Source organism: Acinetobacter sp. YH01021, assembly GCF_013420255.1.
Classification (GTDB): Bacteria; Pseudomonadota; Gammaproteobacteria; order Pseudomonadales; family Moraxellaceae; genus Acinetobacter.
Window position 1 is genome coordinate 127,126 of the sequence record NZ_VOYO01000003.1, and the last position, 16,403, is coordinate 143,528.

A 16,403-nucleotide genomic window follows, 5' to 3' on the forward strand; every position below is an offset into this window, starting at 1 on the left:
TCGATACATTTCAAACCCCTTTCATAGAGGGCAACATTTTACGCGAAGTTTACCCTGAATGAAAGATCAAAAAGTGGTTATCCTTAATTTTGAATTTAGGTTATTCCCAATTACTTGACGCTGATAAATCAGAAGACGAACAGCTACTCCCTTTGCTCCAAAATTTATAACCCTGACTATTTAAACAAATAGACCCATTTCCATCCTGCTGTTTCAATGCAATAGGAGTAGCAATTAGCAGCCATGATGAATTATCCGATGTAATATCTAAACTAATTTCGTATAAGGCGGTTCCTGAAGCAGGATAGTTTTCTTTTAGTGTACTGTTGCTTAACAAAGCACCTTCATAACTACCTTTGGCCATTTTATAATTAGCTAAATTTTTTGAAATGGTCAACATTTCACTCTGAGCATCTATACGACTAGTTTTTTTAAGATGGTCAGTATATGAAGGATAAACTATTGCTGCTAAAATCCCAATAATAGCGACAATCACCAATAGCTCTACCAGAGTAAACCCTTTATATTTCATAAATTCACCATGAGATAACTTTACTGCCTGTACAAGCCGTATAGGTTATCGAATCAAACGTTTTACAGCGCAGTCCTTTACTAGTCATTAAAAAATTATAATTTTTGGAATCATTTACTACCACTGCCTGCATTGCCCACCCACTCCCTCGAACTGCAGAATTTGACAGTTCTTTTGAAGTATCATCTAAATCACGAAGTGTTATTTTATATTTAATTTTATCTCCAGTTGATCCGACTGGAACATTAATTATTGATAGTGATGATGCACTTGCATCATCACTATAAACAATTTTAGGATCAAAATATTTATATGTAAAATTTTTAGACTTATAACGTTCCAAATGTCCCGCAATTTTCTGCATTTCTTGCTCAGCCTGAGCTGCTGATGCTTTGCGCATATATTCACTGTAAGCGGGCATGGCAATAGCAGCAATAATTGCTAAAACCACCACCACCACCATCATTTCAATCAAAGTAAACCCTGAATGCTTCTTCCAAAATTCCAGAAGATACTTCTGTGGATCTAGCATTTTAATTCGTCTTGGCTTCAACATATTTTTCGTACCAGCGAGTAGGATTCAAAATTTTACTGCACTCCCATTTACCTTTACCGCTTTGTAAGCCCAACACAGTCAGGGCCCCACAGTTAATACTTTTAGCATTACCCGTACTAGGAGTTCCTGCTTCAGTCGGACCCATCGATAAGCCTCGAATACCAGCTCCAAGTACATTCTGATTTTTAATACCGCTCATCTGAAAGCCTGTCAATTTTTCTTTTTCAGTATCAACAGTGCCAGTCGATTTTAAGCACGCACCATAAGGCAAACAGAATTGTTGAACATCTGTTTCTCCAATTACACGTGGTTGGCAAGGATTACTTCGATCTTCAATGCCTGTACCCTGCGGATCATAAACTGGAATAAGTAAACGTCCAGTAATAGCAAGGGGCTCTTCCTCAAAAGCTTTCAGCCCTCCAGGAGTTCGGGTAGTCGATATCGTTTTACCTTCTACAATTATACTTGCACTCTTGATTTCTATCCCATCTGGACCGCTAGATAAAGAACGATACCACCCTTGATAACCGCTAGAAGAGAATTTTTTGGCAATTTCTCCCGTTAAAGTTTGCGGGTTAGGTACCAATTTATCTAATTTAATTGTATTAGATGGTAAGAAATCCTTCAATACACCAGTACCGTCCTTTTGTCCAGTATATAAATACTTACTTGCAACATCGCGATCTATCAAGCCATAGACTTTATTTGTTGGACGGTCAGATAAAACATTTAATGGTTTCATCTTCTCCCGTCCATTGACAGGAGAAACATCTAGAGGCGTACTTCGGTCTCCCGATGCAATGCCTACAAGCAAGAATGTCTCTTTTCCCTCATCATGTACCGTTAGAGTCGGTGGCTGATAAAATCTAGGTTGATTTCCTGCCGTTAATGTTGTTCCATTAACATCTTTACCAGTACTTAGATCTGCAATTAATACAACCCTTTTTCCTAGTACAGAACCGGATGTATTATTTAAATCGGCACGAAAAACTTGACCACCTAAATCCCCAAAATAAAGATTATCTACTAAGCCATCTCCATCTCGGTCTAGCGTTGCTATACGGCTAACGATACTGTGTTTCATAAATGAATTATTTGTATCACCATCTTTATTGCTTGCCCACCAAATTAGATCACCTGTATCGGCATTAACAATATATATGGCATTGCCTTGAGCTTCAGTTTTATTATCACATGCAGTATCTGGATAGTCGGTATTTGAATTTTTTTTATTTAACGCAAATGTAGGGTTTTCATAACACATATCATATCCCCCCCCGACAATCATGACGCGTGTAATTTTTTTATTATAACGAATATTAGCCAACACTGGCTTAGACCAAGTTTGCCCCATACGGCTAAAACTACCTAATCCACCAGTGATTTTAAATAAAATTTTAGGCGCCGTAGGAATAAGCATATCTAAACCATAATAATTTTTGCCTCCCATGCGCATGCCGCCATAAACATTCATCTTAGTTGCTGACACCAACGTAGAATTCTCATCTTCAGCCGTTACTTTGTATGCAGAATCAGCAACCCAAGCACCGCTTATACCTGCAGTCACCCCTGCCTTGTCTGATTGACCGCTAACAAGAGCTTTAGATGCTGTTTCATCTTGCAAAATATCATATGGGACAAAAACTGATTGTTCTCTACCACTCGAAGCATCGACAACCCGCAGTGCACCCTCCATACTGCCGTAAAGAACTGATTGATTTCTTGAAGATTTTAAATCGCCATTTGCATCCAATTCTCCTGAATATGTCATTTGAACTGGAAATGAATGAATACTTGCGCCCATAGCAATATTTCCTGCTTTATCAGGAGCAGTCAAAGTAGATGGTAGTTCCTTTAAATTCAAAGAAACTGTATATCCAAAGTAATTCAGCAGCTTTAATTTAATATCTGGTTTTAACTTAACCAAGACACTATCTTCTTTAAATTCTTTTAAAAGCTTGCTCGCATCTGTTGCAGAACGCGATACTAAAAAAAGATTTGTCTTTTTAGGCGGTGCAGTGAGGTTTCCATTTGTATCACGTGCAATATCAGTAAATACAGGACGATGCCCTGTAGTAGAAGATGTCGGCAGAATTAAATTGGATATAACACCGCCAACATCAATACCATCCCCATCTTTTTTAGCAGTTTTATTCCATATATCTTTTGTTGTTTTAGCAAATGTACCATCCGTGTTGAAGATCCAGGTTTCATCTGATTTTAATGCACCATTCTGAATTGAATATTTTTTTAAATTACCTATCCAGATCATATTTTGCGTCCCTGGTTTCGGCTCCATCGCCCTTAAATAACCATAAGGCTGAAATGTATGCGGGCTTAATGCGTCAACAGGAACTGAAATAGCACCAGTGGATAAAGGATCAATTGGATTTTTACCAATGTTATCAATAAACTGAATAACACTATTTGTAATTTCATCTGAATCATTAGCAATAAAAAATCCACCATTACCATAACCTGGCGCTTGTATCCCATAAGTTTCTTTTGTAGGCGAGCAATCATCTTCATGATTACGATCCGCTTGTGTTAAAGAGCTTAACTTACATGCATTCGCAACATATGTATTTGATAAATTATTCATATCACTGCCAAAGCCCACAAATGCAGTTTGGATTGAAACACCAGTTGGGTTTTTGGTTTTATCAAATAATTTCTTAGCAAATTCCCCCATACAGGTCCAAGCACCGGGGTTACTCCCTTCATAAGCTTCAGCCAACCCTCCTGAGCAGCTAAAACCGCTTCCAAAAGTGCCTAAAGCTTCAGACATCACAGATTTAGCTCTAGTTTCACTTGTTGAATTCGCAGCACCATCTGATAACAGGTAAATACCTTGTCCATCACAGCTTTGTCTTTCTTTTTCAGCAGGCAGTGGGGAAGAGTAATAAGTTAAATCAGTATCTTTAGTAGAATCAGCTGAGTCGCCAAATCCGCTATCATTATTAATTATATACTTCCCTGTTTTTTTATAACATTTTCCATTGTACCCATCTAGCCTGCAACTTGAAACTGGAAGTCCTGAAGTTAATCTACTAGGTATCTGCTCATTAACCCAATCACTCCACGTTAAGCAAAATGTACCTGTTGCGTTTACAGATGTACAGCTCCTATAATAATTTGAACCATAAGTAAAATAAACATCAGCATCATTTACTAAAATTACTTTAGAAGTATTCGTGCCCATCAAATAAGCCGCTGCTTCTGCATAAGCTTGTGCTGTTGGAGTACCATTTTTAGCTTCCAAATTAGCAATAGCGTTTTTAAGTTTTGTACGCTGATCCGCAACTAACTTGGCTGCAGGAACTAAAATTTGCCCACTCTTGCCATCGCCCTTCGTTGAATAGTTACCTAGGCCAACGCGTACTTCTTGCAGGGAGGCATTATCACTATTTAAAAAAGCAAACATGCCATCTTTCAACCGCGTCAAACGATCATAGGATGAAATTTTTCCAGAAGAGTTTTTACAATATCTCCTTGTATAAGGTACTGTCGTAGTTACACTTTCCTCACCAGTACCATGAAGTATTTCATTCCCCCACCAATCATAGCCTTTAATACATGCAACATCATCAAAAAATGCCATTGACCCTGATGTATCCAGCATCATAACAATCGTTTTTTTCCCCGCTGTAGGCGCTGCATAAATTTGCAAATCCGAAGCCTGCGCTACAGAAGAAGTGATCATGAAATTGGAAAAGAAAGCACCTACTACCACTAAACTTATATTCAACTTACTAGGTTTGCCTTTATACTTATTAGTGGCAATATCTATTTTTGATTTCATCTTTATATTCCTCACTATTATGTCGGCTCTTTAACCATTTTTAAGAATGTCTGAAGATTGAATTCCTGCATCTGGCTGTTTACAGGCACACCTAAATTTGCCAAACATTGAGCAACAGTCATTTTACCTTTTATATCAGCATCAGTATCATCATTTAGATATGTCTTCATACATGCTTGAGCCACAGTCAAATCTTTAGCAAAAGATGGCATTACAGCTGTTGTCGTGACTCGAACACGTTTTTGCTCAGCAATACCTTCAGGTATCGTTTGCCCACCACTGACATTTGTTGCACGGGCAAGCAGCGCTAAAGGAGGAAGCTCCTTACTGATATCTACAGGAATTTTAATCGCTATTTGTGTCACTACACCTTGACGAGCACTACCGAAATCTTCTGACAAATCGCAATAATTATCCGTACTACCTTCTAGTAATTCAGCCGTGCCGTCTGTTTGTAAACGCTGTACAGCCATAGACATAACGGAACCAAATCGGACAGATGACTGAGGTCTATAGCAAAATACATACTCCCGACCTAGTTCCGTCTCATTATCTTTTAAAGCTTTGCCAATAATACTGGACAAGTTTGTTTGCTTGATAACATCTTCAATAAATATTTGATTAATAGGAGTATCTGCTGTTTGACTAGAAAGCTGTCCAACTTGGGCGTTTGCTGCAATATTTGAAGTTGTCATAGCTGTCTGTATAGATAGAACACCCACTACCGTAATCATTAATAAGACAAGCATCACCACAATAATTGTAGCGCCCTGCTGTCTATTTATACTAATTCCCACTTTCATAGATCTTCTCCCCCAAACCATTACGCAATGCAATCGTGGTCGCATATAAACGGCGCATATATTTAGTTTTTGTATCAGATGGTTTTATCTCGGAATCTAAGAACTTAAATACTTCTTTTGAAGGATTAATATTATCAGTACTAATGGAATCCTTTGACCGCACAAGCGCCATGACGCGAATAGAAATAATGCGGGGAATATTAGGCGCTACTGCTGCTTTAAAAGAGTCTTTATATTGCTGAATCGTGTAATATACGAATTCATCTCCAACTTTAGCTCCTAAATAGAATCTCAATTGATCAACCCGCGGCATAATTACTTCACCGTTATTAGAATCGTTCAAACCTGTTATTGAAACCGAAGTGCTTCCAGGAGTATTTGCATCACATGCCAGTGATAAATTAGAACCATCAGCTCTTAAAAAATAACGCTGTATAACGTATTCATTCGCTTTTACTTTTTTACCTTCACAATTCAGCATGTCATTTGGCGCAAAAAACTGGATTGTTAATTGATCGCTATTTCCTGTTGCACTAGCCTCGCCATTTGAACTCGTTAATAATCCTGGATCTACATCTTTCAATCCTAAATTTGCATTTGTTTCACCACTAGTTAATACAATTCCTCCCATTGGAGTTATATTAGTCAAAACAGGATTATTTATATTGCCATAATTTGCTAGTCTGATATCTCTGGCCATATATTCCAATCCAAAAACACCGCTATCCTGCAATTCAGCGCCTGCCTCCTGCATTTTTGATGTAATAACCCCCCCCGTAAATAATTGTAAAGCAGCAGCACTCACAATAAGCCCAATAACCAGAGATACCATTAACTCAATTAGTGTAAAACCGCGCTGCTTTAAAAATGCAGGTTGAATTAAGCTCATATTAGTAAGCCTCCATCATTAAGCATTTGGCAGAATTCACATAAATACCCTTATTATCCATGCAAACACTGTAATCATCGGCTTTCAGCTTACTAAATGTTTCATCCCAAGCCGCAAATAAACATTGCCTCTTAACCGATTTAACACCCGGACAATCAGTCATTGTAATTGCCATATTCATTGTGGAAGCCGCCTGCACAGCCATATAAGCATCATATTTTGCTAAATCGGCTGGAGTACAAGTTTTATTAAAGCAAGAAGGTGATGCCGATGGTTTTTTTACCGCAAAGTAACTTTTAACTGCAGCAGGATAATTTGCCTGACCGTCGGGATTGGCACGGATACTTTCAGTTAAGCCTCTTAAAATAAGTGTTGCCTGCGACTTAGTTAATGCCTCAGATGTAAAATCAACAGCTTTAAGTTGTAAAGCTGTATAGCCCAATACACCAATAGCAAGAATAATTAAAGCAACGAGTACTTCCATAAGCCCTACACCTAATTGATTATATCTATTGGTCATACACAAGCTCCCGAACTGTTTACAGCGATATTACCCAACAAGGTGATCACAATTTCTACAGATTTTTTATCTGAACATACTGTTATTTTTCTAGCTTTAGGAACTCCACTCACGATACTATCCAAAGAAGCGCCTGTTTGACCAAAAATCAGCATTGTGTCTCCATTCACCTTTACGCTATCTTTGACGTTTATAAGAATAACTCTGTTAGAATCTTTATAAGGCTCTAAACCTGTAGACGAGACACCTGCATCTATTAAACACTGATCGGCGGTCATAGTGGTTAAACCATTTATTTTTCCTGGGCACACAACAACAGGAGCGCGTGATGCTGCCGCCCGACTTCGGCCCTCATTTAATGCTTGCATTATTTGTTTTTTTGTTTGAATCAGCTTATAGGATTTCATCATCTCCGAAAATGAAGGCGCAGCAATCGTTGCAATAATTCCCAATACTGCAATCGTCACCATGAGTTCAATTAATGTAAAACCTTTATTTTTCTGCATTTCATCCCCAAAGCAACAAAACTTTACCCCATTAAAGATAATATATAATTGAATTACACAACTAACACAAATCAGGATAAATGGCATAAAAAAACAGATAACTGCAAAAAATAGCTATCTGTTCGTTTAAAAGAAAAAAATCTGTTGATTAAATAAATCACCCTTTAGGTTTGTGTGACTGGAATTCGCAATTCTTTTGGCAAACTAAAAGTTATATTTTCTTCACGACCATTCAATTGTTGAGGGATAGCTGCCCCCCAAGCCTGTAATCGTTGAATTACCTGTTTGATCAGGATTTCCGGTGCTGATGCACCTGCTGTTACTCCAATCTGGGCATTTCCTGCAAACCATTCCTGTTTGAGCTCATCGGCATTATCGACTAGGTAAGCTGCTTTACCCATACGTTCAGCCAGCTCACGTAGGCGGTTTGAATTTGAAGAGTTTGGTGAACCAACAACAAGTACGACATCACAACGTTCCGCCAGATCACGTACCGCATCCTGGCGGTTTTGTGTGGCATAGCAAATATCGTCTTTACGTGGGCCTTGAATCAGCGGAAACTTCTGGCGAAGTGCATCAATCACTTTCGCTGTATCATCAATAGATAAAGTCGTTTGCGTGACAAAGGCGACTTTTTCAGGATTGCGTACCATTAAAGCGGCGACATCTTCTTCATCTTCGACCAGATAAATCTCACCACCATTTTTTTTGTCATATTGCCCCATGGTACCTTCGACTTCAGGGTGACCCTCATGACCAATCAGGATCGCTTCTACACCTTCACGGGCATATTTGGTCACTTCAATATGTACTTTAGTGACCAACGGGCAAGTCGCGTCAAAAACTTTCAAACCACGGCGTTCAGCCTCAAGCTGGACTGCTTTAGAAACACCATGTGCGCTAAAAATCACGATATTATCGTCAGGAACTTCGTCGAGTTCATCGACAAAAATCGCACCACGCTGACGTAGGTCATCGACGACAAATTTGTTGTGCACCACTTCATGCCGCACATAAATCGGTGGGTTAAAGCATTCCAGGGCACGGTTCACGATCGCAATGGCACGATCTACACCAGCACAAAAACCACGTGGGTTGGCTAAAACAATTTCCATAGAATCCTCAATACTCACACCATTTTTAGCGGTTCAATTGAAATAAATGTAAACAATCGACTGACAACTATTTAGTTTAAAGCCGCTCTACTCTAAAATAGAGAAGATATTTTATCATATCAGGAAAAATATCATGTCGGGTCTCTTGTTTGTCGTTTCTGCAGCGTCTGGAACAGGCAAAACATCCCTTGTTAAAGCCCTACTTGAGCGTGTCAACAATCTTCACGTTTCTGTGTCACACACTACACGCGGTCAACGACCTGGCGAACTCGATGGCGTACACTATCATTTCTCCAATAAAGAAGATTTTTTAAATCTGGTCAATGAAGGTGGTTTTATCGAATACGCCGAAGTATTTGGTAACTACTACGGTACTGCGCAAGCCACAGTCAAAGAGCAACTGGCTAAAGGTCATGATGTGCTGCTTGAAATTGACTGGCAAGGTGCGCAACAGGTTCGTCGTCTTTTTCCTGAATCCAAACAAATCTTTATTCTGCCGCCGAGCCAGTTTGACCTGCGTGAACGCCTGTCTAACCGTGGTACTGACGCAGTGGATGTGATTGAACATCGTCTCAGCTGCGCGGTAGAAGATATGCAACAATATAGCAACTTTGACTATATTATTATCAACGATGACTTTAATAAAGCGCTGCATGACCTGGAAGCGGTAATTATCGCCAACCGCTTAACCCTGTCGCAACAGGCCAACCGTCATGAAAAACTGATTCAGCAGCTCATCACACCAACTGAACAGTGATTAAAACTTGAGTCTATAGACAAAGCCTTTTATACTGTGCAGTCTGTTAAAATTTATTATTCAAACGAGAATTCTTATGGCACGCGTCACCGTTGAAGATTGTTTAGACCATGTAGACAACCGCTTTGAGCTTGTACTAGTGGCAAGCAAGCGCGCGCGTCAATTGGCACGTCAAGGTATTGAACCAACTGTAGAATGGGACAATGACAAACCGACTGTTGTTGCTTTACGTGAAATCGCTTCAGGTCATGTATCAAAAGACATTTTGAAACAACGTGATCAAGACTATCAAACATCAAGCTTGGATCTTGCACTTTCTGCAAATAATCTAAACTTAGACGGTTTTTCTTTCCAATAAGAGATCGTCACTCAAAAAGCCTAGTTCTAAACTAGGCTTTTTTTGTTATGTGACTTTTATATTTATGCCAGAACGGTTATAACATAAGGGTTAGCTATCAAGTTTGTATTGGTTTTCTGCTCGCTAGCAGCCAAAAACCATCAAACCAGGAAATTCACATTTCTAAAGCGCTTTCACGTTTTATTTGTAAAAAATTCAGTTGAAAAGGTGTTTTATGCCAGGCCCACAGGTCAGTCAAGCCAAGCAGCAGTTAGAGATCATTATCGATGCGTATTTAAGTGAAAGCGATGTCGAACGTGTGCTTGCGGCCTGTGATTATGCAGATATGGCGCATGATGGGATTGTGCGCAAAAGTGGTGAACCTTATATTCTGCATCCGATTGCAGTCAGCTGTATTCTGGCGCATATGCGTCTTGACCCTGAAACGCTGATGGCTGCCTTGCTGCATGATGTGATTGAAGACACCGACTTTAACAAAGATGATATTACTGAGACTTTTGGTTTTACTGTGGCCGAGCTGGTCGATGGCGTGACCAAACTGAGTCATTCTAGCGATAAAGAATATAATAAAGCCGCTTCATTTCGGAAAATTCTGCAAGCGACTCTACAAGATCCACGTGTCATTATTGTGAAACTGGCCGACCGCTATCACAACATGACCACTTTGGATGCACTACGTCCGGACAAACGTGCGCGTATTGCCCGCGAAACCTTTGAAATCTTTGTTCCCATGGCACGTATTGTCGGCATGAATGAAATGGCCGATAACCTGGAACATCTTTGTTATCAGAATCTAGATCTGGACATGTATAACAATGTGCAGACCGCACTACAGGAAACCAAGCCGAAACGCTGTGAATATCAGGCCAAATGGGAAAAGAACCTGACTGAACTGCTGCAACAGCATGCCATTCAAGGCCGGATCAAAAAGAAAAACAACAATATTGAGCTACTGCGCCACTTCGTTAAAAATGACATCGACCTGCAAGAGCTGACGCATAGCCATGCTTTTGAGATTATTTTACAGAGCATCGCGGACTGTGACCGACTGGCAGAAATTCTGACCCAAAGCTTTAAAATCCAGAGTTATGAAGATCATATCCGCCGTCCATTACCGGGTGGCAACCAGTCCTTGATGATGCGCTTAAAAGGCGAAGAGACGACCCTGTCGCTCACCATTCAAACCGAACTGATGCGTAAAGCCGCACGTTTTGGCGTCGTACTCGGTGAAAGTGCCCCGCAGGCCTGCCGCTCTGCGATTCAGGCCTCGATGCAGAACCTGAATGTCCTAGTCGATGGTGAATGTGCCAAAACCACATTCAGTGAATTACTGGACTATTTACATCAGGAAAAAATCTGGGTCTATACCCCGCATGGTCATTTACATGAATTGCCGCAAGGCGCCACGGCGGTTGACTTTGCTTATGCCGCGAGTTTATTCCTAGGCAATCATGCGGTGGGTGCAAAAATTAATAATGAAACCAAGCCCCTTTCAACACCTCTAGTCAGTGGTCAGGTGGTAGAAATCATTACTGATGTCTTGGCCACTCCAAATCCGGATTGGCTCAGTTTTATTAATACCCAGAAAGCTCGTCGTGCTATTCAGAATATTCTGCGCGATCAGGATCCAGATGAGCAACGTTTGGTCGGACAACAGGCTCTCAATCGTGCCTTGAAATTGTTCCATCGTTCTATTCGTGATCTGACGGAAGCAGACTGGAAAAACCTCTTAGAATGGCGCCATGTTTCCAGTAAAGAGCAGCTGTTTGAACAGATTGCAGTCGGTGATTTATTACCGCAACTGGTGGCCAACCATTTATTTGCCCAAGATCAGCATCAGAATATTGCCAGCTCAGACCGTCTGATTCAGGGAACGGAAGGTGTCGATGTCAAATATGCACATTGCTGCAATCCTGTGCTGGGTGATCCAATTCAGGGGCATTTGACCCGTCGCGGTCTGATTGTGCATCGTGCGCGCTGCCATAACCTGCTGCATGAACAGCATCAGCATCCAGAAAATATCATGTTGTTGCAGTGGACCTCTGATGATCTGGAAGATATCAGCTTTACTGCCTATCTCAGCATTGACCTGGACATGAATGACGAGCAGATTTCCGACCTGATTTACCAATGTCGTAAAGCGCATTCCGGGGTGGAAATGGTGCGCACTCAGGATGACAAAACTTACGTCAATATCGTGGTGCATAACCGTAAACAGATTGCACAGATTATCCGGGATTTACGCATGTATTTCGGTTTCCCGCGAATTATCCGTCTGGCACAGCCCGTCGTTTTCAGTGAAGCCTCTAAAGCGAGTTAATCATTTAAAACGATAGTGCTTTGATCGGCCGAATTGATCGAATATGATGTATGTCGATGATAAAAGGAGAAATTAATGTCCCGCCAAGTAATCCATACTGAAAATGCCCCTGCTGCGATTGGCACTTATTCGCAAGCCATTTTAGTGGGTGATACCTTATATCTATCAGGTCAAATTGGCCTGGATCCTTATAGTATGGAACTGGTTGAAGGCATTGAAGCTCAAATTCGCCGGGTGTTTGATAACTTAAAAGCAGTCTGTGAAGCCGCTGGTGGCTCTTTGGCAGATATTGCCAAACTGAATATTTTCCTGACCGACTTATCTCACTTTCAACTGGTCAATCAAATTATGGGTGAGTATTTTGCCCAGCCCTATCCAGCACGTGCCGCTTTAGGTGTGGCCAGCCTGCCTAAAGATGCCTTGGTTGAAATGGATGGCATTGTCATAATTAATCAATAAGTTATAAAAATTACTCAATCCCCACCCTGCAATATCTCATTCTAAATCATGAATCGCTTTTGTGTGGAAATCCGAGCAGTACTTGGATTTCCGCTCAGGTGGTGATTTTTTATCTAAATCATCAATCATGATAAAAGCTATTTCAAATGATTTTTATTGACAAACGATAACAATTATCAATAATATTACTTATCTTATTTAATCACTGTGGTTGTGTCCTATGTACGTTTGTCTATGCCGCGGCATTACAGATCAAGACATTAAAGATGCTATTGCAAATGGCGCTGAAAGTTATCGTGATGTCCGCGATATGTTGGACTTGGGAACTTGCTGTGGTCGCTGTGCACCAGAAGCCCGCATGATCATCAGTGATGAGGTTTCACAAATTGCAGCACGGCTAGCAGTTGCAGCATAAATTTAAAAAGATTTCTCCCTATAAGCATAATGAAAAAACAATGATCTTTGGTCATTACTCCTCCCCCGCCTTTGACTCTGGCGGGTTTTTATTGCCATTCATCTGAGTCTGAATGGATTCGATGTCGATTTTCATTTGCTGTTCCATAAATTACTCGCCATTTGCCCCTGACTTGCTTTACTATCAGGATTAGAGCGCTTTCTTAGAAAGATAAAACAGGTCCAAATGGAGTTATGCGATGAAAGGCAATCGTGATGTGATTAATCAGCTCAATCAGGTGTTGTATCACCACTTAACTGCCATTAACCAGTATTTCCTGCATTCGCGCATGTTTAATGACTGGGGCATTGAGAAACTGGGCTCGGCAGAATATAAAGAATCCATTGTTCAGATGAAACATGCCGATAAAATTATTGAACGTATTTTATTTTTGGAAGGTCTGCCGAATTTACAGAATCTGGGCAAACTGTATATTGGTCAGCATACTCAAGAAGTGCTGCATTGTGATGTGCGCAAAGTTAAAGAAAATATTGAAGCCATCCAGAAAGCTGTGGCATTAGCTGAAACTCAAATGGATTATGTGACGCGTGATCTGGTTCAGGAAATTCTAGAGAAAGAAGAAAATTATCTGGATTGGACCACGACACAAATTGATCTGATTGAAAGCATTGGCATTGAAAACTATATTCAAAGTCAGCTCTAAACTTAAAATTAAGCCAAGAAAAAGCCAGCATTTGCTGGCTTTTTTGTATTTAACGAGGTACATCCTGCATTAGTTCTTCATAACTCATTTCAGTTTTCTGGATCACTTTCAAGCGCTGCAGCTGATGCTTAGCCTCAGCCTCGTAACCATTAAATACTAAGAGTTTGGCATATTTGATCAGGTTGCATTTGGTTGGATAACTTAAGACCATTTGTTCACCTTCCTGAATCTGTTCAGCAGACGCTTTGCTGTAAGGATTTAGACGAATCCAGGCAATGCGATGATTGAACTCAGTCAGCAGATAAATCGGTTTTTCATTGGTGATTTTTTCCGGCTGTTTTTCATAACGAATACTTTGCCCCAGTTTTAGCACCGCAGTATCATAATCACGGTAAATGACTGCGATCAGAATAATACCGACAGCGAAGGTAACTTTCATAAACCATGAAGGCAGAGTAAAAGTTTTATAAATATCTACACGCTGTGCCAGCACAGTTCCGATAATAAAACCAATCGGCAGCAAGAAATAGGCATAATGCTGTGGAAACTCAAACATAGCATGCGTCACAAAAGCCCCAATCATCAAAATTCCAATGACAGATTCAGGTGTGTTAACCCATCGTTGTAACTGATAGCCCAAATAACCAAAGTATGCCAGAAATGGGAGACCAATGATTAATCCATTCCACAGCAAAAAGTCCAAGATAAAATTATGCGCACTTCGGATCCACACCGGGCCTTGTACCGTATCACTAATTGAGACAAAAGCGACACTGGTCTGATACCAGCCATAGCCAAACCAAGGTTGTGCCTGAATTGCGATCAGCATTTGCTGCCAGATCGCAATACGTGACATATCTCCAGTGGCACGCGCTACCACATCCCGGCTTTGAACTACATTCGCATCTATCGCCTGTGCAGCGAGCTGACTGAGTAATGGAAAAGCCACAATACAGGAAATAAAGAAGAGGAACCAAGCGGTGCTGTAATACCATTTCAGGCGGATAATGCCTTTGTATTGATAGAAAGCTAAATACAATATGATCGCGGTCGCGGCGACCCATGCGGTACGTGACTGGCTTAAAGCCACTCCCATAACAATTACTGCAGCGCAGGCAAATAGCCATCTGGTCTGGATTTTTTTCTTTTCATATAGATAAAGACAGCTCATTAATGCCATGACCAAAAAAGTCGCCATATTGTTTGGTTGGGCAAAATTGGCATACGGTCGCTGTGTACCACTGATATTCACCATACCTGGCAATACAGAATCCAGATTAGACCACTGAGAAAGCGCAATTAGACCCGTAATAGTTCCTGAAGCCAAAAATACATAGCTAAGGTGGGTAAAGGTTTCTTCTCGGCTATAGTTTCCTCTTGAAAGGTGATAACCCAGCACACTTGCGAGCCAAAAGCTAAAGACAAAAATGAAGCCCATCATGGCGGTACTAAAGAAAAATACCTGTCCTGTAAGAAAATGTATAAACGGCACACAGGCGAGTAGTAATAAAGATAAGCTAATACCTGGGACTTTTAGTTTTTCTTTTAGGCAGATTGCAGCTAAGGCGAATAGTGAAAAGAAAGCATAGAGTTCACCGGTATAGGTGACCCAAGGCCGGTAATGAATGGGCATGAGCCAGGCTAGGGAGATCAGAATTGCTGCGATGAGGGCAAGCATGAATTTCATGAGATTGTCAGGAAAAAATTATTTTGCACATGATAATCTAAAAATAGATAGGGAAATAAAAATTCAATATAGGATTAAGGTAGTGCTCTGATAATAATTAAATTTTTTTAATTATATGTAACAGAATTTTTTTAATATTAAGGAATTAAGACACAACTTGGCGAAATATTTAAATCACATTTTGAAGATTTTGCCTCACCATTTTTAGGTGTACCAATGATTACCTTATTTGTAGTTGCTGTGGTCCAACCCGATGCATCTGTAATCTCTTCACAAGCCGATATATTTGGAGTTTGTAAATTGGTAAAATCATGCTGATCATTTAATGCCGTAAAGACATGATTTGCATAAGATTTTGTTTCTTGCAAACATGCCTTTTCAGAAGCCTGCAAAGTAAAACCTTGATATATAGGCAAAGCAACAGCAGCTAATAGCCCAATAATAGCTACAACAATCATTAATTCAATTAAAGTAAAACCATTTTTTATTATCATGATTCATTACTCACTTAAGAAAAAAGCTGCTATAGCAGCTTTTTTCTTTGATCGATTAAGTAGGATCTGAAGTAGCTAAAGTACAAGAGCCTGTAGCCATATTACATGTAGTAATCTTCTTACCAGGAAGTTTAGGAGTAGCTGTAAATGTTGTAGTGGCAGCAGTAGGAGCTGCATCAATACTATAAGTACAAGTACCAGTAGTAGGAGGTGCACTAACTGTTTGAGCTAGCTGTAAATCTAAAAATGATTTTTTAGCGAATGCACTAGCTTCAGATTGACATGCTTTTTCCGCACCATCTTTTACATAGCCTTGATAAGCAGGAATCGCAATCGCAGCCAAAATACCGATAATTGCTACAACAATCATTAATTCAATAAGGGTAAAACCCTTTTGTACTGTATTCATAACATTCTCCACAAATGTTTTGTTTAATTATTAAGCTTAAAAAATAAAAGCTAATTTATAGATAGCAGCAAGTGTGCC

The 16,403-nt window shown here is 40.1% G+C and carries 17 protein-coding genes; 6 read left to right on the forward strand and 11 right to left on the reverse strand.

Annotated features, from left to right (window positions below; translation table 11 throughout):
* Window positions 1-100 precede the first annotated feature (100 nt).
* The 8 genes from FTT86_RS03885 to ispH all read right to left on the reverse strand — a co-directional run bounded on the left by FTT86_RS03885 (window position 101) and on the right by ispH (window position 8,723).
* Window positions 101-532 carry a type IV pilin protein gene (locus FTT86_RS03885; protein WP_180180612.1) on the reverse strand — a complete coding sequence of 144 codons (432 nt, stop codon included), beginning with the start codon at window positions 530-532 and terminating at the stop codon, window positions 101-103.
* Window positions 533-536: 4 nt separating this feature from the next.
* Window positions 537-1,064, reverse strand: coding sequence for a prepilin-type N-terminal cleavage/methylation domain-containing protein (locus tag FTT86_RS03890; RefSeq protein ID WP_180180613.1), 528 nt, complete (start codon window positions 1,062-1,064; stop codon window positions 537-539).
* A 1-nt stretch (window position 1,065) separates the two neighbouring features.
* Complete coding sequence (locus FTT86_RS03895; RefSeq protein ID WP_180180614.1) at window positions 1,066-4,890, reverse strand: PilC/PilY family type IV pilus protein; 3,825 nt, start codon at window positions 4,888-4,890, stop codon at window positions 1,066-1,068.
* A 17-nt stretch (window positions 4,891-4,907) separates the two neighbouring features.
* Window positions 4,908-5,693 (reverse strand): hypothetical protein, encoded by a 786-nt coding sequence (locus FTT86_RS03900; protein ID WP_180180615.1) that lies wholly within the window; start codon window positions 5,691-5,693, stop codon window positions 4,908-4,910.
* Window positions 5,677-6,582, reverse strand: a complete 906-nt coding sequence (locus FTT86_RS03905; RefSeq protein WP_180180616.1) for a PilW family protein — start codon at window positions 6,580-6,582, stop codon at window positions 5,677-5,679. The genes FTT86_RS03900 and FTT86_RS03905 overlap by 17 nt, the downstream gene beginning before the upstream one ends.
* 1 nt (window position 6,583) lies before the next feature.
* Window positions 6,584-7,102: a type IV pilus modification protein PilV gene (gene pilV, locus FTT86_RS03910; RefSeq protein WP_180180617.1), complete on the reverse strand. Its 519-nt coding sequence runs from the start codon at window positions 7,100-7,102 to the stop codon at window positions 6,584-6,586.
* On the reverse strand, window positions 7,099-7,608 hold the full coding sequence (locus FTT86_RS03915) for a Tfp pilus assembly protein FimT/FimU (RefSeq protein WP_180180618.1): 510 nt from the start codon (window positions 7,606-7,608) through the stop codon (window positions 7,099-7,101). Before FTT86_RS03915 ends, pilV begins: the two co-directional genes overlap by 4 nt.
* 164 nt (window positions 7,609-7,772) lie before the next feature.
* A complete protein-coding gene (gene ispH, locus FTT86_RS03920) occupies window positions 7,773-8,723 on the reverse strand; it encodes a 4-hydroxy-3-methylbut-2-enyl diphosphate reductase (RefSeq protein ID WP_180180619.1) in 951 nt (316 codons plus the stop codon).
* A 133-nt stretch (window positions 8,724-8,856) separates the two neighbouring features.
* Here ispH and gmk point away from each other — a divergent pair, with 133 nt between their 5' ends.
* The 6 genes from gmk to bfr all read left to right on the forward strand — a co-directional run bounded on the left by gmk (window position 8,857) and on the right by bfr (window position 13,735).
* Window positions 8,857-9,480 (forward strand): guanylate kinase, encoded by a 624-nt coding sequence (gmk, locus tag FTT86_RS03925; RefSeq protein ID WP_180180620.1) that lies wholly within the window; start codon window positions 8,857-8,859, stop codon window positions 9,478-9,480.
* 76 nt (window positions 9,481-9,556) lie between these two features.
* Window positions 9,557-9,838, forward strand: coding sequence for a DNA-directed RNA polymerase subunit omega (gene rpoZ, locus FTT86_RS03930; protein ID WP_004281186.1), 282 nt, complete (start codon window positions 9,557-9,559; stop codon window positions 9,836-9,838).
* Between the two features lie 214 nt (window positions 9,839-10,052).
* Window positions 10,053-12,158 (forward strand): bifunctional (p)ppGpp synthetase/guanosine-3',5'-bis(diphosphate) 3'-pyrophosphohydrolase, encoded by a 2,106-nt coding sequence (locus tag FTT86_RS03935; RefSeq protein ID WP_005108527.1) that lies wholly within the window; start codon window positions 10,053-10,055, stop codon window positions 12,156-12,158.
* Window positions 12,159-12,233: 75 nt separating this feature from the next.
* Complete coding sequence (locus FTT86_RS03940) at window positions 12,234-12,617, forward strand: RidA family protein (protein WP_004644973.1); 384 nt, start codon at window positions 12,234-12,236, stop codon at window positions 12,615-12,617.
* A gap of 220 nt (window positions 12,618-12,837) precedes the next feature.
* Entirely contained in the window at window positions 12,838-13,032 is a 195-nt protein-coding gene (locus tag FTT86_RS03945; RefSeq protein ID WP_004644972.1) for a bacterioferritin-associated ferredoxin, read from the forward strand.
* 238 nt (window positions 13,033-13,270) lie between these two features.
* Complete coding sequence (bfr, locus tag FTT86_RS03950) at window positions 13,271-13,735, forward strand: bacterioferritin (RefSeq protein ID WP_005101322.1); 465 nt, start codon at window positions 13,271-13,273, stop codon at window positions 13,733-13,735.
* 49 nt (window positions 13,736-13,784) lie between these two features.
* Here the strand turns inward: bfr and FTT86_RS03955 are convergent, their stop codons facing one another.
* From FTT86_RS03955 to FTT86_RS16250, 3 genes are all read right to left on the reverse strand, one after another.
* Window positions 13,785-15,422 carry a PglL family O-oligosaccharyltransferase gene (locus FTT86_RS03955; RefSeq protein ID WP_180180621.1) on the reverse strand — a complete coding sequence of 546 codons (1,638 nt, stop codon included), beginning with the start codon at window positions 15,420-15,422 and terminating at the stop codon, window positions 13,785-13,787.
* A 137-nt stretch (window positions 15,423-15,559) separates the two neighbouring features.
* Window positions 15,560-15,910, reverse strand: a complete 351-nt coding sequence (locus FTT86_RS16245) for a prepilin-type N-terminal cleavage/methylation domain-containing protein (protein WP_373886112.1) — start codon at window positions 15,908-15,910, stop codon at window positions 15,560-15,562.
* A 61-nt stretch (window positions 15,911-15,971) separates the two neighbouring features.
* Entirely contained in the window at window positions 15,972-16,325 is a 354-nt protein-coding gene (locus FTT86_RS16250) for a type II secretion system protein (protein WP_180180623.1), read from the reverse strand.
* Window positions 16,326-16,403: the final 78 nt, after the last annotated feature.

What these genes read in the sequence shown, in the direction of transcription:
- FTT86_RS03885 (WP_180180612.1), bottom strand. Translation starts at nt 532, where the DNA reads ATGAAATATAAAGGGTTTACTCTGGTAGAGCTATTGGTGATTGTCGCT.
- FTT86_RS03890 (WP_180180613.1), bottom strand. Translation starts at nt 1,064, where the DNA reads ATGCTAGATCCACAGAAGTATCTTCTGGAATTTTGGAAGAAGCATTCA.
- FTT86_RS03895 (WP_180180614.1), bottom strand. Translation starts at nt 4,890, where the DNA reads ATGAAATCAAAAATAGATATTGCCACTAATAAGTATAAAGGCAAACCT.
- FTT86_RS03900 (WP_180180615.1), bottom strand. Translation starts at nt 5,693, where the DNA reads ATGAAAGTGGGAATTAGTATAAATAGACAGCAGGGCGCTACAATTATT.
- FTT86_RS03905 (WP_180180616.1), bottom strand. Translation starts at nt 6,582, where the DNA reads ATGAGCTTAATTCAACCTGCATTTTTAAAGCAGCGCGGTTTTACACTA.
- pilV (WP_180180617.1), bottom strand. Translation starts at nt 7,102, where the DNA reads ATGACCAATAGATATAATCAATTAGGTGTAGGGCTTATGGAAGTACTC.
- FTT86_RS03915 (WP_180180618.1), bottom strand. Translation starts at nt 7,608, where the DNA reads ATGCAGAAAAATAAAGGTTTTACATTAATTGAACTCATGGTGACGATT.
- ispH (WP_180180619.1), bottom strand. Translation starts at nt 8,723, where the DNA reads ATGGAAATTGTTTTAGCCAACCCACGTGGTTTTTGTGCTGGTGTAGAT.
- gmk (WP_180180620.1), top strand. Translation starts at nt 8,857, where the DNA reads ATGTCGGGTCTCTTGTTTGTCGTTTCTGCAGCGTCTGGAACAGGCAAA.
- rpoZ (WP_004281186.1), top strand. Translation starts at nt 9,557, where the DNA reads ATGGCACGCGTCACCGTTGAAGATTGTTTAGACCATGTAGACAACCGC.
- FTT86_RS03935 (WP_005108527.1), top strand. Translation starts at nt 10,053, where the DNA reads ATGCCAGGCCCACAGGTCAGTCAAGCCAAGCAGCAGTTAGAGATCATT.
- FTT86_RS03940 (WP_004644973.1), top strand. Translation starts at nt 12,234, where the DNA reads ATGTCCCGCCAAGTAATCCATACTGAAAATGCCCCTGCTGCGATTGGC.
- FTT86_RS03945 (WP_004644972.1), top strand. Translation starts at nt 12,838, where the DNA reads ATGTACGTTTGTCTATGCCGCGGCATTACAGATCAAGACATTAAAGAT.
- bfr (WP_005101322.1), top strand. Translation starts at nt 13,271, where the DNA reads ATGAAAGGCAATCGTGATGTGATTAATCAGCTCAATCAGGTGTTGTAT.
- FTT86_RS03955 (WP_180180621.1), bottom strand. Translation starts at nt 15,422, where the DNA reads ATGAAATTCATGCTTGCCCTCATCGCAGCAATTCTGATCTCCCTAGCC.
- FTT86_RS16250 (WP_180180623.1), bottom strand. Translation starts at nt 16,325, where the DNA reads ATGAATACAGTACAAAAGGGTTTTACCCTTATTGAATTAATGATTGTT.